Origin of the sequence: Chryseobacterium sp. CBo1 (assembly GCF_001693475.1) — a bacterium.
GTDB lineage: Bacteria > Bacteroidota > Bacteroidia > Flavobacteriales > Weeksellaceae > Chryseobacterium > Chryseobacterium formosense.
The window spans coordinates 91,164-106,719 of record NZ_MAUH01000012.1; the positions used below are offsets into that span (position 1 = coordinate 91,164).

At 33.9% G+C, this 15,556-nt stretch carries 10 protein-coding genes; 2 read left to right on the forward strand and 8 right to left on the reverse strand.

The window, feature by feature from the left end; all coding sequences use genetic code 11:
- Window positions 1–128: 128 nt before the first annotated feature.
- The 3 genes from BA768_RS09085 to BA768_RS09095 all read right to left on the reverse strand — a co-directional run bounded on the left by BA768_RS09085 (window position 129) and on the right by BA768_RS09095 (window position 3,691).
- Complete coding sequence (locus BA768_RS09085; RefSeq protein WP_065720477.1) at window positions 129–1,859, reverse strand: thiamine pyrophosphate-dependent enzyme; 1,731 nt, start codon at window positions 1,857–1,859, stop codon at window positions 129–131.
- 469 nt (window positions 1,860–2,328) lie between these two features.
- Window positions 2,329–2,523, reverse strand: coding sequence for a cold-shock protein (locus BA768_RS09090; protein ID WP_034672393.1), 195 nt, complete (start codon window positions 2,521–2,523; stop codon window positions 2,329–2,331).
- A gap of 40 nt (window positions 2,524–2,563) precedes the next feature.
- Entirely contained in the window at window positions 2,564–3,691 is a 1,128-nt protein-coding gene (locus BA768_RS09095) for a DEAD/DEAH box helicase (RefSeq protein ID WP_083206616.1), read from the reverse strand.
- 274 nt (window positions 3,692–3,965) lie between these two features.
- Here BA768_RS09095 and BA768_RS09100 point away from each other — a divergent pair, with 274 nt between their 5' ends.
- Window positions 3,966–4,913, forward strand: coding sequence for a beta-1,6-N-acetylglucosaminyltransferase (locus BA768_RS09100; protein WP_034672391.1), 948 nt, complete (start codon window positions 3,966–3,968; stop codon window positions 4,911–4,913).
- Between the two features lie 223 nt (window positions 4,914–5,136).
- Here the strand turns inward: BA768_RS09100 and BA768_RS09105 are convergent, their stop codons facing one another.
- Window positions 5,137–5,493 (reverse strand): response regulator transcription factor, encoded by a 357-nt coding sequence (locus tag BA768_RS09105; protein ID WP_034672387.1) that lies wholly within the window; start codon window positions 5,491–5,493, stop codon window positions 5,137–5,139.
- 11 nt (window positions 5,494–5,504) lie between these two features.
- Window positions 5,505–9,425: a response regulator gene (locus tag BA768_RS09110; protein ID WP_065720478.1), complete on the reverse strand. Its 3,921-nt coding sequence runs from the start codon at window positions 9,423–9,425 to the stop codon at window positions 5,505–5,507.
- 335 nt (window positions 9,426–9,760) lie between these two features.
- On the opposite strand from BA768_RS09110, the gene BA768_RS09115 reads away from it, so the two are divergent.
- Complete coding sequence (locus tag BA768_RS09115; protein ID WP_065720479.1) at window positions 9,761–10,582, forward strand: alpha/beta fold hydrolase; 822 nt, start codon at window positions 9,761–9,763, stop codon at window positions 10,580–10,582.
- 231 nt (window positions 10,583–10,813) lie between these two features.
- Here BA768_RS09115 and BA768_RS09120 read toward each other — a convergent pair whose 3' ends face one another.
- From BA768_RS09120 to BA768_RS09135, 3 genes are all read right to left on the reverse strand, one after another.
- The gene (locus tag BA768_RS09120) at window positions 10,814–11,341 is read right to left on the reverse strand and encodes a hypothetical protein (RefSeq protein WP_123947088.1); all 528 of its coding nucleotides are present in this window, start codon (window positions 11,339–11,341) and stop codon (window positions 10,814–10,816) included.
- A gap of 738 nt (window positions 11,342–12,079) precedes the next feature.
- Window positions 12,080–13,630 (reverse strand): hypothetical protein, encoded by a 1,551-nt coding sequence (locus BA768_RS09130; protein WP_123947089.1) that lies wholly within the window; start codon window positions 13,628–13,630, stop codon window positions 12,080–12,082.
- 2 nt (window positions 13,631–13,632) lie between these two features.
- Window positions 13,633–15,531, reverse strand: a complete 1,899-nt coding sequence (locus BA768_RS09135; RefSeq protein ID WP_065720483.1) for a type VI secretion system Vgr family protein — start codon at window positions 15,529–15,531, stop codon at window positions 13,633–13,635.
- Window positions 15,532–15,556 lie beyond the last annotated feature (25 nt).

Sequence of the window (15,556 nt, forward strand, 5' to 3'; positions counted from 1 at the left end):
TCTTCTGTAGCATGACAAAATTGCTTTCAAGTAAATTGAAATGGCAGAATTCGAAAGAAGCAAAACATTTCCAAAGGACTTGGGAAACCTTTCGCTTCTTGCTGAATCATCTGTTTTTAAGAATACTCTTAACTTATTTGATTAAATCCTGCTTTCACTGAATTCTTAACCTCTTCGAATTTCCCCATTCCGATTTTTTTGACGATTGATGTTGCGAATCCCTTCATTTGTTCCAAAGTAATGTGAGGTGGCATTGCTAAAGTATCAGGATCTGTATAAATATTAACTAATACAGGTCCATTATATTCAAGAGCTTCTTTAATTACACTTTCAGCCATTTCAGGATCTTTAAGTTCCAGACCTTTGATGTTCATTAGTTCTGCAATTTTTTCAAACGGTGGATTTACCATGTCCGTCTGCCAATCGACATATCCGGCAACTTCCATCTCAAGTTTTACCATCCCTAAAGAATGATTATTGAACACGAATATTTTTACCGGGTATTGGTATTGCATAATAACAGCTAAATCTCCTAACAACATCGAAAGACCACCATCGCCACTCATGGCAATAACCTGCCTTTTTGGTTGGGAGGCTGATGCACCAATCGCCATTGGAAGTGCGTTTGCCATCGATCCGTGATTAAAAGATCCTGTGAGATAACGATTGCCTTTTGCTCTGATAAATCTGGCTGCCCAAACAGCGGTCATTCCTGTGTCAACCGTATATATTGTATTATCAGAGGAATAATGGTCAATAAGTGTTGCTATATATTCGGGGTTTATTTTAGATGGCGTTCCTTTTTTAGCAGAATAATCAGAAAACTTTTTCTCATCATCTTTATAGATTTTCTTCATCTTGATCAAAAAAGAATCATCTTCATGCTCATTGATATATGGCAATAGTGCCGAAATCGTATTTTTAATATCGCCTGCAAAACCGTAATCAACATGTGCTCTCCTTCCAATCCTTTCCGGTTTCTCATCAATTTGAATGATCGTTGTTTTTTCTGGCAGAAATTCCGAATAAGGAAAATCAGTTCCTAACAACACCAATAATTCTGTTTCATTACAGGCATCGTACCCTGCTTTGTTTCCCAAAAGACCATTCATTCCCACTGCATACGGGCTATCTTCCCTATCGAAGAATATTTTTCCTCTGAATGAATATGCGATAGGAGACTTGATTTTTTCGGCAAGCTCTTCGATTTCTTTCACTGCTCCTTTACAACCATGGCCGCAAAAAAGAGTGATTTTTTTGTTTGAATTCAGTAGTTCTATTAATGTTGACATTTCAGATTCTGAAGGTCTGAAAATCGGATTTGTATTAAAATTTTTAAAACCGGTTGTCACTTCTTCATAGTCTGCTGATGCAATGTCACCTGGCAAACCTAATACAGCTACTCCCTTTTCATTAAACGCAGTTTGTATAGCTCTTTGAATCATTGTTGAAAACTGCTGTGGAGTATTTGCCATAAAAACTTTTTTACTGCAGTCTTTAAATAGAAATTCAGGATTGGTTTCCTGAAAGTATTCGGTTCCAAATCTGTCTGTAGTGCAAGTGCTTGCAATAGCAATAACCGGATTACCTGCTCTGTTTGCGTCATAAAGACCGTTTACCAAATGTACATGGCCTGGCCCGGAACTACCCATACAACAGCCTATACCATTAAGTTCAGCGTCCATGGATGCGGCATATGCTGCTGTTTCTTCATGCCTTACATGAATCCATTCAATGGTGCCATCTCTCCTGATTGCGTCATTTACAGGGTTTAGGCTGTCACCTGTAATCGCATATACCCTTTTTATTCCTGCATTTTTTAACATTTCGACCAAGTGGTCTGATACATTTTTAGCCATTCGTTTTAGTATTTAAATTTATTTTTACAGTTGGCTGTAAAGATTTTATAATAAGCTTTCAAAATAAATACCAAGATTGTTCAACCTAAAAAGTAATATGCATATAAGTATTTGTGAAGATGTAAGGTTTATATTGTCTACGTCAAAACCAATATTTTGAGCTGATTATCTTGTATTAAGTCTAAAAATTGGTTAGAACTATAATTATAGAGCACAAGAGGATTATTAATTTCTAAAATTCTTTCCAAATCTTCCATCAAATGTTTCGATATTTCTTTAGTTACGAGGCTATATAAAAAGAGAGAGCCTTTTTACATAAAAAAGAGGTTGTCTCAAAAATGAAACAACCTCCGCACGTTAAATGTGATTTATATCAAAACTTATATGAACAATTCGTTTTTTACATGGATTTTTTCCACGAAATGATTTTTGCCCGATATTCTAGTGATACAAATAGAGCACTTTCAAATTATGCCAATTTTACATTGACAGCATTTAAGCCTCTATCACCTTTTTGAACATCAAATGAAACTTTGTCATTTTCACGAATTTCTCGTGTAACTAATCCTGAAGAGTGTACGAATATATCTTTACTCCCATCAATTGGAGAAATAAAACCGAAGCCTTTTGCTTCATTGAAAAATTTTACGGTGCCTTCTTGCATTGTAATTGTTATTAAAATTGTATAATGTAATCTGTAATCTTTACAGCTTATTTTTAAATATTGTAACGGGTATTGTAAACCCTAATAAATTCTGAATATTATGAAGACTCGAATGTTCATCTGCAGTGCAAAATGAAACTGAAGTCCCCTTGTTACCAGTTTTTCCTGCTCTTTCAATCCTCCGGATATATGTTTCAGGAATTTCAGGAAGATCATACTGCACCACATCAAAAAGTTCTTCAATATCGAAATCTTTCGATGCAATGTCTGTTGTAACAAGTATTTTTATACTATTGTTTATGAAACCTTCCAGGTTATCAGATCTTTCTGTCTGAGATAGTTTTGCATGGATTGCAGCTGTACGTATGCCGGCAATTTCCAAATGTTCTACCAAATGGTTTGCAATATGCTTTGTATCTGTAAAGACCAGTAAGCGTTTGATAGAATTATTGTTGAAAAGATCAATCAAGAGCTCTGGTTTGTCCCTTGTTTCAACAAAATATACAGACTGTTCTATGGTATTGAGTAATTCAGATCCTGCATTTAATATAATTTCGCAAGGATTATTCTGAAATTTTGCCGATATTTTTTTCAGATAATCCGGAATCTCTGTACCTAAAAAAAGAGTCTGAACATTTTTCGGAAAAAGCTTAAAAATGTTTTTTATGTCTTGTAACAAGTTCTTTACATATAATTTATCTGCTTCATACAAAGCCAATATTTCTAATTTTGAAAGATCTGTAAGCTTCCTGTTTAGCCTTTCAAGCAGTTTTTCCGGCGTCGTAATTAAAACATCAACCCTTGTCTGCAAAGTATTAAATCCGTTATCAATTGAAACATTATCCGAAATATTAACTACCACAACAGAAGAATATTTACAACAAAGTCTGAAATTCTCTTCAATATTTGCAGCTGTTTCAATAGTAGGAGCTACAATTAAAGCCCGGATCTTTTTGTGTTCCGGAGAGCTTTTTTTAAGTATCTGCAATGTTGGCAATACGAATGCTGCTTTTTTACCACTTCCGGTTGGTGCGGATGCAATGATGTCTTTCCCGGCCAGTATCATTGGGATGACCCTACTCTGTATTTCAGTCGGTTTTGAATATCCTGCTTCCGTTACGGCGCGAATTATGGGATTGATTAATTTTAATTTTCGGAAACTTATCATATTTTTTGTATTTGACAATATTGCGACAAATACATTATAAAGAAATTATTTCGAAACGGGGAGCTGAAAAGCAAAACTGAAAGAAAAATTGTGATCTTAAACTGTTACAGAATAGCAAAGGCAGAAACCTGTTTTATAAATGCTTTTGCAAACATACAACAAAACAAATGAACATTAATTTATTTAATTGATTGATTATCAAAAATTTATTCGTAAATTTCGCACATAAACAGAATTGTTTGCAAAGGCGGATAATTTTTTAATCCTCAATTTTATGCAACCTTACCTGACAGCCGAGCGCACGCAATCTCAAACCTTATCTTCTAATTCTTCTAAACAGGTACGAATCGCATACTTTATTATGGCGCATCATAAACCTGATGTTTTCAGGGAAATGTTTCAGAAAATTTATACAAGAGATCAGTTTTACCTCATTCATTTAGACCGCAAAGCTAAGCCAGAGGTAATAGAAGAGATACAAATGTATATCATTCAGTTTCCCAACGTATACCTTTTAGAAAGCATGAATATTGTTTCCGGAGGATTTAGCATGATTCAGGCTGAGCTTAATGCGATGGAATACCTTTTAAATGTGAATCACGACTGGGATTACTTCATTAATTTAAGCGGAGAAGACTTTCCGCTGAAATCTCAGGAGATCATTCGCCGGTTTCTTACAGCCCAGAATGGCAGAAACTATCTTTTTTATTACGACCAAAAATTTTTTCGACCTGATACACTCAAAAGAATACAAAACCACTTTACAGAACTGACCCACAAAATATCATCTTACATCTATAAAAGAGAATTTATGGAAGGCGTAATTCCTTACATTGGTGGAAAATGGTTTATTCTCACTAGGGAAACCTGTAGTTTTTTAACAAACAATAAGGACGTTATGAATTTTGAAGATTATTATCTTCATACATTTTTACCTGCTGAATCTTTTTTCCAGACAGTTTTGATGAACACTACTTTTAGTGATATTATCGTCAACGATGATAAAAGAGCGGTTATTGAAAAAAACTTTTTTAACAAAGATCAGAACATAAATACCCTAATAACAGCTCTGAAATCCGGCAACCATCTTTTTATCAGGAAAGTAAGTCAGAAAACCACTCAAAGTCTGCTTGATTATATCGATGAAAGCTATCATCTTCCGCTTCAGGAAATTGATGAGGTTGAAAGAGAACTTAAAAGAAATAACAGGCAGGATAACTGAGCATACTTTTTCCTGCAATGCGTATTTTATTATTTGAACTGATTCTCCAGACAAATCTTCTCTTTCGGAAAGCTCTGATAAATTTTGTGGTATTCTAATGAATAAAGAGCCTGGGCGGCATTTACTTTTATACACCTCAACAGCAGATGTATTGAGTAATTATCAGTGACAACATCACAATAAAATTGATAAAAAGAAAATGTACAGATGCAATTAGCATATTCTATTTTGGGATATATCTTTTAATTCTCAACATCAATTCACTGGGGCTGAACGGTTTTACGATAAAATCCGAAGCTCCGAGATCAAAAGCATTCAGCACCACTTCTTCCTGCCCCATACTGGAAAGCATGATTACCGGAATCTGTTTTCCCATCGATTGTATTGCTGAAAGTATTTCTATTCCTGAAGCAAATGGCATCATAATATCGGTGATTGCCAGATCTACATTATTTTCTTTTAAGGTTTCGATGGCTTCTTTACCGTTTCGGGTTAAAATAACTTCGTGTCCTTCTTTTAATAATTTATGCTCAATTGTTTTGAGAATCAGTTCGTCGTCTTCGGCGATCAAAATTAACATAGCTTTTGATTTTATTTTATTAAACTTTTTATGATATCTAATCCTATTGTTATCTCTTCAATGATCTCTTTTTTCATGGCAGAAAAATCCATGTTGTCGTCTGCTTTCTTCTCCCATTTCAAAGCACATTCTGAAAGACTGAAAAGACCTGCAGTTCCCGCAGTTCCTTTAAGCTTATGAAGAATCATTTTAGCATCGCCCGTATTTTTCACGGCTGCAGCAGTATCAATATTATTCTCTGTCTGGGTAAGCTCGTTGATCACAAGATTTAAAAATATTTCTTTAAAATCATCATCGCCACCGATCTGCTCATTCAGCATATCCATATTGATGTATTTTTCAGTCAATATTTCAACATTTGTATGATTATCCACATCATTATCATCATCATTTTTAATGGCAATATATTTTTTGAGCATTTCAAGAAGATCTGCTTGTCTTAAAGGTTTTGGCAGGAAATCGTTCATCCCGGATTCCAGACATTTTTCTTTTTCTCCCAAAACGTTTCCGGCTGTTACACCGATGATAGGTACATTTTCATATCCTTGTAAAAGACGGATTTGTTGTGTAGCTTCAATACCGTTCATTACCGGCATTTGTACATCCATGAGAATAAGTGAAAAGTTCTTTTTCTTACATTCTTCCAAAGCCTCAAGACCGTTCACCGCTTCTGTTAATTTTGCATCGGGTGTAAGTGATTTCATCATCTTATTGTTCAGAACCATATTCACCGGATTATCGTCTACCAAAAGAACTTCAAGCTCTTTCATGAAGGAAAACTGATCTTTTTGTGAATTTTCCTGACCTGAGATTTCAATCACATTATTTTGAGCCACACGTCTGAGCGTTTTGTAAAGATCATCGGATTTAATAGGTTTCAAAAGGAAATAAGAATTATCTTCTTTACGGAAATTGTTGATAACATCGTGTTCTTCTGAAGAAGTATGAAGAACAACCAATGGTGAAATCTCTTTTCGCTGATTAAACAATTCTCTGATTTTATCAATTGTTTCCAAACCTGAAATTACGGGCATGTGATAATCCATCAATATCACATCAAAACGTTCACCTTTCAGTAATATTTGCAGGGCTTCCATTCCGTTGGCTGCCAATGTGGATTCTATGTTTTTATAAGCAAGCATATGCTGCAGAATGATTCTGTTGGCTTCATTATCATCTACAACAAGCACTTTCTGTATAGTCAAATCTTCATCTTCTTTCAAATCAGTCATTTCATAAGGAATTGCAATATCGAAGAAAAACACAGAGCCTTTTTCCGGCGTGCTGATCAATGATAAATGGCTTCCCATATACCCCAAAATATTGTTTGAAATGGTAAGCCCAAGACCGGTTCCGCCATAACGCTTGCTGATGGAACTGTTTTCCTGGGTAAATGCATCAAAAATATGCTTCTGCTTTCCGATAGGAATACCGATACCGGTGTCTCGTACAGAAAAGCGTAAAACAATATTTGTATCGTCCATGCGTAATTTTTCTACCTTCAGCTCGATTTCACCCTGCTCGGTAAACTTTACGGCATTTCCTAAAAGATTAATCAAAATTTGCTTTAACCTCGATTCATCAAGTAAGAGTGTTTTTGGAAGTCCCGGTTCAATATTCAGAAGAAGCTCAATATTTTTCTTTTGAGACTGATACAGAATGACATTAATCACCTGGCTTACCATATCATACACATCACTTTTCTCTATCAGAAGTTCCATTTTTCCGGATTCTATTTTAGAAAAATCAAGAATATCATTAATAATGTTCAGGAGATTTTCCCCGGATTCATTAATATAATTAAGGTATTGTGTCTGAATCTCATTGAGTGGGGTTCTTAAAAGCAAATCGGAAAATCCGATCACCCCGTTCAAAGGAGTACGGATCTCATGACTCATATTTGCCAGAAATTCTGATTTTGCCTTGCTTGCAATTTCAGCCATTTTTTTTGCATTTTTCAGCTCTTCGTTGATCTGAACAGCATTTGTAATATTCTGTACAGATACAATAACACCTCCTATTTCATTATCTGAAAGATACCAAGGTCCTACTTTGAGATCATAATGCTGCGTTTCTTCTTTACCATCAACATTAACTGCAAAATCTTCGTTGATGTAGGTTTTCCCCCGTAATGCAGCACGGTAGATTTCTTTTCTTTCTTCAGGAACATTTGGCGAAACAGAAAAAAGATTCTTACCTATAATTTCGGCATCATGCATATTAAACTCATCTCTCCATACGCTGCTCACAGAAATAAAATTAAGATCTTTATCAAACATAGCTACTGCAACGGGAGCATAGGTAACAAACGACTGCATCATGGCCTCTTTTCTGGTAATTTCAAGGAACATTTTTTTGAAGACATCAATATCCTGAATAATTCCGAATACCCTGTTGCAAACTCCATTTTCAAACTCGGGAATTCCTTTTACCCTCACCCAGATTGTAACACCATCGTTACGGACAAGCTGAAATTCTTCATCATAAGGAATTCCTTCTGTCACTGCTCTGTTGAATAAGAATTTTACTCTTTCCCTGCTGTCTTCTTTATAAAAACCTATGGCGTTTTCGAAGTCAGGCTGAAAATTATTTTTTATTTTATGAATTTCTTTGGTACTCTGAGACCAAAATACGGTATTGGTCACAAGATTTACTTCCCATCCACCTACCTGGGCTACCGAGCTGGTCTGTTCCAGCATTTTTTTTGTATAAATGAGATCTTTCTCCAAACTCATTCTTTCAGTGACGTTCAGAGCTGTACTTACTACATAAGGTTTTCCTTCTTCATTAATTTCAACAAGATTATGATACATCCAGATCAATTCTTCACCTTCCTTAGTTTTCAGAATCATCGTTCCGAAATCTTCTTCATTTTGATTAATGCGCTCAAGATATTGTTTCAGAGCCATCCAATTCTGTTCAGGAACAAGATCTCTCAGATTAAGATCTTTCACTTCATCCACAGAATAATGCAAGGTTTCTCTTCCTTTTTCATTCACAGCAAGAATGTTTCCTTCCATATCGTGCATACTCATCAAACCGATTGCATTTTCAAAAAAGCTTCTGAAACGTCTTTCTGAGCTTTCAAGCTGACGTTTTTCCTCGGTTTGTGCGGTAATATTGATTCCGAAACAGAAAATCTCAGAGAGATCCTGATTGGGTTTCAACAGCCACTCAATGATGACAGAACTGCCATCGTTAGTAATTGTAGACGTAGTAAAAGATACCTCATCTACGTTCTCCGGAAAATTATTAAGCTTCGAAAGCGAATGATTATCTTTCCCTAAAACTTGGATAAAATTAAGGCCGACAGCTTCTTCTTTTTTTAAAGAGAATATTTTTTCAAAGACAGGGTTGAAATCTTTAAACTCTAATTTTTCATCCAATACACAGATCAGATTATTCGAAATATTAAAAATCTGCTGAAAATATTCTGCATAAATTGTTTTTCTCTTTGAGGTAAGTAGCTTAGAGATAACATCTGCAAGTTTTTTGAGAGCAGTAATCTGACTTTCTGTAATCGTTCGGGGTTTGTAATCGATCAAACAGATCGTTCCCAGTGCAAAACCTTCATCATCTACAAAGGGTACACCAACGTAAAAACGAATGCCGCCTGCTAAAATCAACGGATTGTGACGCGATCTGTCGTCTAAAAGCGTATCATTAATAATAACAACTTCCCCGCTCGCAATTGAATATTGGCAAACCGTATTTTCGCGGTCTACAGAATCGATCTCAAGACCTATACAGCTTTGGATGGTCTGCGTTTCGCTTTCCATGATCGCTATTAAAGAGGAAGGGCAATCTGCAATTAAGCATGCCGTTTCTGCAAAAACATCAAATTGAGGGTCTTTGCCTATATTTAAAAGATCAAAAAATTCTAATTTTTTCAATCTTCCGATCTCATTGTCAGGGATGATATACTTTAACATAATAGCGACTAAATTATTTAAAAATAAATAAATATTATTATTAAATTTTTAAAAATATTTATTTATCAATAATTTTAATAAAGTGATGTGAATTTTTATAACATGAGCTATCTGTTTTAATGAATAAAAATAATTCGATAAAGAAAAAAGATTGAAGCGACTAAAAATTGGAGAACTTACAATACTTGCTAACGAAGTTTTAAACTGGAAAAAAATTATTTCAAATGAACGATTTTAACTTAGGTTAAGATGAATTGAATTTAGCCACCCTACATTTGCTAAAGAATTAAGACAACAAGATTCAAATAATAAATTAACATTAAAAAACAAGTATTATGAGCACACTTAAATTAAAAGACGGAACAGAGATTTTTTACAAAGACCAAGGAGAAGGACCAGTCTTGATGTTTCACCACGGATGGCCTTTATCTTCTGATGATTGGGATGCACAGGTAATTTTCTTCTTACAAAGAGGTTACAGAGTGATTTCGCACGACAGAAGAGGTCACGGTCGTTCCAGCCAAAATATTTATAATCACACGATTGAACAATATGCTTCTGATGCAGCGGAATTGGTAGAATTCCTTGACTTGAAAGACGTAGTTCACATTGGTCACTCTACAGGTGGTGGTGAAGTGATCCGTTACGTTAACAAATATGCTAACGGAAGAGCAAAAAAAGCCGTTTTAATCAGTGCAGTTCCGCCGATAATGGTGAAAAGTGAAAACAATCCTGACGGTGTTCCAATGGAAGTTTTTGATGGAATCAGAGAACAGACTCTGAATAACAGAAACCAGTTTTATATCGATTTGACTTTCCCTTTCTACGGTTACAACAGAGAAGGTGCTAAAATAAAAGAAGGTGTACAAAGAAATTGGTGGAGACAGGGAATGATGGGTGGAATTGTCGCTCACTATGACGGAATCAAAGCGTTTTCTGAGACTGATTTTACAGAAGATCTGAAGGCAGTTGAAATTCCTGTTTTGGTTCTTCACGGTGAGGATGATCAGATTGTTCCTATCGAAAATTCTGCAATAAAATCTGCAAAATTACTGAAAAACGGAAAATTGATTACGTACCCTGGTTTTCCTCACGGAATGCCGACTACGGAGCACGAAACGATTAATAAAGATCTCTTGGAGTTTATACAGTCGTAACAGACGAATATATATGATGAAGAGGTGAATCTATTTGGGTTCACCTTTTTCATTTTTAAATCACTACAAATTTAAATTCTGATCGTTGAGTTGTCGCATCGACTCAATCGATGATATAGGATGAAAATAAATCTGTTAAATTATCTTCTTCTCACAAATAGCTCTCTCAAATCTTATATATTTTTTGAATAAACATCATAATTTGGGTCAGCTATAATAAATTTTATTGAGTTAAATATAATTATTAATAAATTGTAAATCAACAATAGATTCTTGAGGCGATTTTGGATTGTAATATAAAGTAGTTTTTTTTTGCATTTTCAATATGGACTCTGTGCTTTGTTTCGAAAATGGGAAGAATATTTTTTTTAAAAATACTTTTTTTCCTATTTTATATTTTAGTTCTACTAAAGTAAAAACTTCATCTATTTGATTATTTAAAAACATATTAAATAAAAAAAACTGTTTTAGATAATCAACATCTTCGTTGCATGGTTTAATTTTTTCTTCAATATTATTCACTGCACTTTCAAAATTAATGATTAGAGGAACACCTGTTTTTAAAAGTTTTTGAATAAAAATTTCGTCATAATGACTATTCTGCTTTTGTTTGACTTCATCTCTAAAATATCCGTAAATAACAATAAAAATATAAGGAAGTAACAATATGACTATCACATATAGAATTTTAATATTTTCTTCTATGAAAATTAACAAACATATTCCCAAAAAGAATAGTAATAAAAAAAAGAATTTCATATAATTATTGTTATAAGAGATTTTTTAACTTACATATTTCTATTCATCATAATAAAAAGTAATGTTTCTTCACAAATAGATTTTATTTCTTTGTAGTTTTTGAGTTTTAGATCTTTTGCATGAATAGTTTCTAGTTTTGAGGCGTTTAAAATTTCAAGTGAAAATTGTGTTAATTGAGTGACTGAAATATTGAGCCATGGTAAAAACTTTAGAGGATTACCCGCAATACCTAATGAATGTAGATTCTCTAATTCTCCAATTAGAGGAAAATAGTTTCAATTCAAGCAAGTTCATATTTACATCAAGAATTAATCTCGTTTTTTGTAGAGTTTTTTAATTTTAAAATCAAAATCAAAAATGAAATAACAATAGAGTATGTAATAGGAAATACAAATATTTTAGGCTGATCAATTTCGAATGGCCAATGAAAAAAATAGAAAGAAACAAAAGATAGTGGAATTGCAATAATGATTAATTTTAGTTTATTTTTCGTCCAAAATTTTATTATTAATCCCAATACAATAAATGCAGGAAGTGAGTTTACTAAACCAAGAACTGATCCATAAATTAAATACGTTATTAATCTATCCCAAAAGTGAGAGATACCAATACTTGATATTTCTATTAACTTAAATATAACTATTGATACTAAACTTGTTAACAGCCATAATTTTAATATATATATAGCAATCGAATACGTTGAATGATTTTTTATATTATTCATAATATTATACTAATTTAGATTTCATCTTCTTGAATTTCTTTATATTGAGGAATATTTCCAATAAAATTAACAGGAGTTTTTTTATATTTATCTCTAAATTTATTAAAATCTGTTCTTACAATTTCTGGTTTCACTATAGTAGTTTTACCTCCATTTTTAATAATAAACTTTGAGACATTATTTATTAAATTATTCCAAGTTGAATCTGCTATAGTTAAATAATCTTTTATTGCAAAATCTTTTCTACCCATACTTAAATTCACTATTGTGGGAGTGGGCCAAATTCTATCAATTGCACGCGCATAAAATCTATAACATCCATCTTCATCTTTATGAATTCCAAATTGCCTATGTCCTGAAAATGGTTGAGTCTCACTTTTTTGGGTAACAATAGTAGTAAATATCCAACACATATCATAAGGATTAGTTTCACTCTCTAAGACTGCACCAGAATCACCTATCTTGTCTTCTATAAACCCACCACCAGCTTCAATAAAAAGAATAGTACTACCTAGCTCATTCCTCCATCTTCTTAATTGTTCTTTTTCAAACTTAGGATCTTGTTCTATAGAATATGGTTTAAACTCCCATCTTCCATTGACATTACTGTGAAAAGGTTCAGAATGAGAATCAAATGAAACATTACCCTTAGAAAGAGTTAAGAAGTTTTCTCTAATTTTTTTATATAAAAGTATAATATTGTCATTAGCAAACTTAGGTAATTCATCAATTTTAACAGAAAAGTAATCCATGTTTACTTTTTCACTCATAATATTATCATTACCTTCTAAATATTGTATACTTCCATTAACTTTATCCAAGTGGTTAATTGATGATTGAGAAACTTGATAATTCAACAATCTTACATAAATTTCTTTTATTAATGGCGGTTTAGGTTCAACATCTAAGTATAAATTTTCTGTTTCAGGTAACTCTATCGTTTCCCAATCATAAGAAAGAGACATAAACAATTTTAGTTCAGCAAATTCATTAAAATACTCTGATAAACCATCACTCAATTGAAATGCTATAATCGCTTTTTTTCCATTAACTTTTTCTTCATTATAAAACTTCTTACTATACTCTTCTTCCAAATCTACTTTTTTGTTTTCGTTCGCATCTTCCCAAATCAAATATTTTACCTCCTTATCTTTTTTTGGTTGTTTATCCAAATAAATTCTGGGGGCAAAAATATACATATAACCCAAACTATAATCATGACCATTAAATTCATATAATTTAAAAGAGATTTTTTCTTGTTGATTTTTAGAAAGATTGTTTTGTGGAAATTTCTCAGTCATTTCCACTTGAAAATAAACAACATCTCCAACTTTAGCTTTTGTAATTTGTTTAGTTCCTTCATAATCTGAACTCCACCAAGCTTTTTTGAAATAGTTTCCTGAAGAAGGCGGATCTTTTGGCTCTCCGATATTTGTTCCTTTATCTGCTGTAAAATAGCTTCCATTCTCTGCATAGGCTGAAAATTTTTCAGTATAAACGCTCCATTGCTCGCACTCTATACTGTTATTTCCCCCTACAATTCTTGTAATTTTTCCTCCTGCCATAATCAATGCATTTTTGAATTCTCTCCGCTATTATTATCAAAAGTACCTTTGGTGTGAATCTCATTTTTATTTGCGGAAATTATTTTTTTATTAGAAGATTGATCGGTTACTTCTTTTGCCTTAGATTTTCTTTCGCCTTGTGCAACTTCCATAATATTCGCAGCCATTAGGGAATAATCTGCAACAGCATTTTGTATCATCATTGCACCGGCAAAACTGCTGTGATTTAAACCTGCATTTTCAGAAATATTCATTCCTGCAGAAGAAGTGATGTTCATATTTGCCGTCATATTGATGTTTTCCCCAGCCGTAAAAGTAATATTTTTAGGCGCAGTCACGGAGATATTACCATTTCCGTCCATGAAATAGGTATTGCCGCTCGGATCTGAGATGGTGACGCTTTTTTCATCATCATTCATCAAAACTTTTATTCCGCTTTTTGTCTGAATGGATCGCATGTGATTGTTAATGCCACCTCCAAGTGCAACCTGCCCATGAAACATTCCGCCCATGGCAAACGGAAAATCGGGATGATGATATTCAAAACCAACCATAACCTGATCTCCAACTTCCGGAACGGCGACAAAACCTCTGTTTTGTGTAACCGCATCAGTTCCTCCCGCATCCGGACTCATTATTCGAATAAAATGAGTCGTATCATTCAATTGCCAGTCAAATCTCACCTGTACACGTCCTTGATTCAGAGGATCAGTATTGGAAATAACGGTTGCAATCTGTGGTTCTGCAGACGGGATTGTAAATTCAGGTTTAGGCAAAAAACCGGTTCCTTCGGCAATTGCTTCAAATGACCCTGTGTAAAAACCTTTGGTATCTACTTCATGAGAAACTTCAGTAATCATCAGCTTTGTAAAATAAGAAGTCTGATTGCTGTCCGGTTTCCTCATTTCAATGTCTGCAACACAACCCGGATATAAAAATGGAACTGATGTTACCCCCGAAACCGAAAACACTTCCACAGCTGCACTTCCTGCTGCACTTTTTTGAGCATCATCCAAATCTAAAGGCATATTGGCATTCACAGGTGAAGAAACCAATGAAGCGGTTTTGTAAATATCCTGATTGATTTGATATGCTTTTTCCGCCAATTGTCCTAAATGTCTGATCTCAGCGCTAGAACTTTGCATTTTTGCATGGTCGCTGCTGTTGTAGCCAAAAAACTGAGGTTTGATATGAACAGCTTTTAATTCTACACCAATGTCATTGACATTACTTCCATAAATCAGACGGATTGCTTTTTCATTGGGAGGCAGTTTACCGAAATATAAAATTTCTCCGTCATAATAAAACTGTTCGCCATACGCTTCTGCAAGTCTAGAAAGATAGTTGTAATGCGTTTCTTTATATTGAGCACTGTAATTGATATAGCTCTGGTTCTGGGCATCAATTTTATAATCAAATTTTCCTGAATCTATGGTTTCCTTGAAAATTCTCTCTGCAATGATTGAAGTATTTACGGACTGATCGCCACCGAAACTTTGGGTGTGAGGAGCAGAATCCATCAAAATAGTCGGGCTGAAACCTTTCAGAATAACATTACCAAGGCTCATTTTTTCCTGGCTGTAGGCTACTTTTGTAATAATTCCGACAAATGTTCTTTCCGGGCTTTCATCAATTGCATCTTTATATTTGAATACAACAGTTAATCGTTTACCGAGAAAATGATGAGCATCCTGCAGCTCATGATTTTGTCTTTCTGCTAAAGAATCGTATGCTAAAGTAAGTTCAAAGTTGTGATGTTTTCTGACGCTTTGATGAAGCCGGAAATGTTTGAAGTGACTGATGATTTTGCCATCAATGATGATCTCAAGATGTACTACACGCTGTACGCCTGCAATATGATTCTGCGAAATTTTTTCCGCATTTGTGGAAATGCTTTTCATCTTATTTGTGTTTTGAATGCTTTGT

Bases quoted from the DNA above. Each gene is read 5' to 3' on its own strand.
- BA768_RS09105 (WP_034672387.1), bottom strand. From the start codon at position 5,493: ATGTTAATTTTGATCGCCGAAGACGACGAACTGATTCTCAAAACAATT.
- BA768_RS09110 (WP_065720478.1), bottom strand. From the start codon at position 9,425: ATGTTAAAGTATATCATCCCTGACAATGAGATCGGAAGATTGAAAAAA.
- BA768_RS09085 (WP_065720477.1), bottom strand. From the start codon at position 1,859: ATGGCTAAAAATGTATCAGACCACTTGGTCGAAATGTTAAAAAATGCA.
- BA768_RS09115 (WP_065720479.1), top strand. From the start codon at position 9,761: ATGAGCACACTTAAATTAAAAGACGGAACAGAGATTTTTTACAAAGAC.
- BA768_RS09130 (WP_123947089.1), bottom strand. From the start codon at position 13,630: ATGGCAGGAGGAAAAATTACAAGAATTGTAGGGGGAAATAACAGTATA.
- BA768_RS09100 (WP_034672391.1), top strand. From the start codon at position 3,966: ATGCAACCTTACCTGACAGCCGAGCGCACGCAATCTCAAACCTTATCT.
- BA768_RS09135 (WP_065720483.1), bottom strand. From the start codon at position 15,531: ATGAAAAGCATTTCCACAAATGCGGAAAAAATTTCGCAGAATCATATT.
- BA768_RS09120 (WP_123947088.1), bottom strand. From the start codon at position 11,341: ATGAAATTCTTTTTTTTATTACTATTCTTTTTGGGAATATGTTTGTTA.
- BA768_RS09095 (WP_083206616.1), bottom strand. From the start codon at position 3,691: ATGATAAGTTTCCGAAAATTAAAATTAATCAATCCCATAATTCGCGCC.
- BA768_RS09090 (WP_034672393.1), bottom strand. From the start codon at position 2,523: ATGCAAGAAGGCACCGTAAAATTTTTCAATGAAGCAAAAGGCTTCGGT.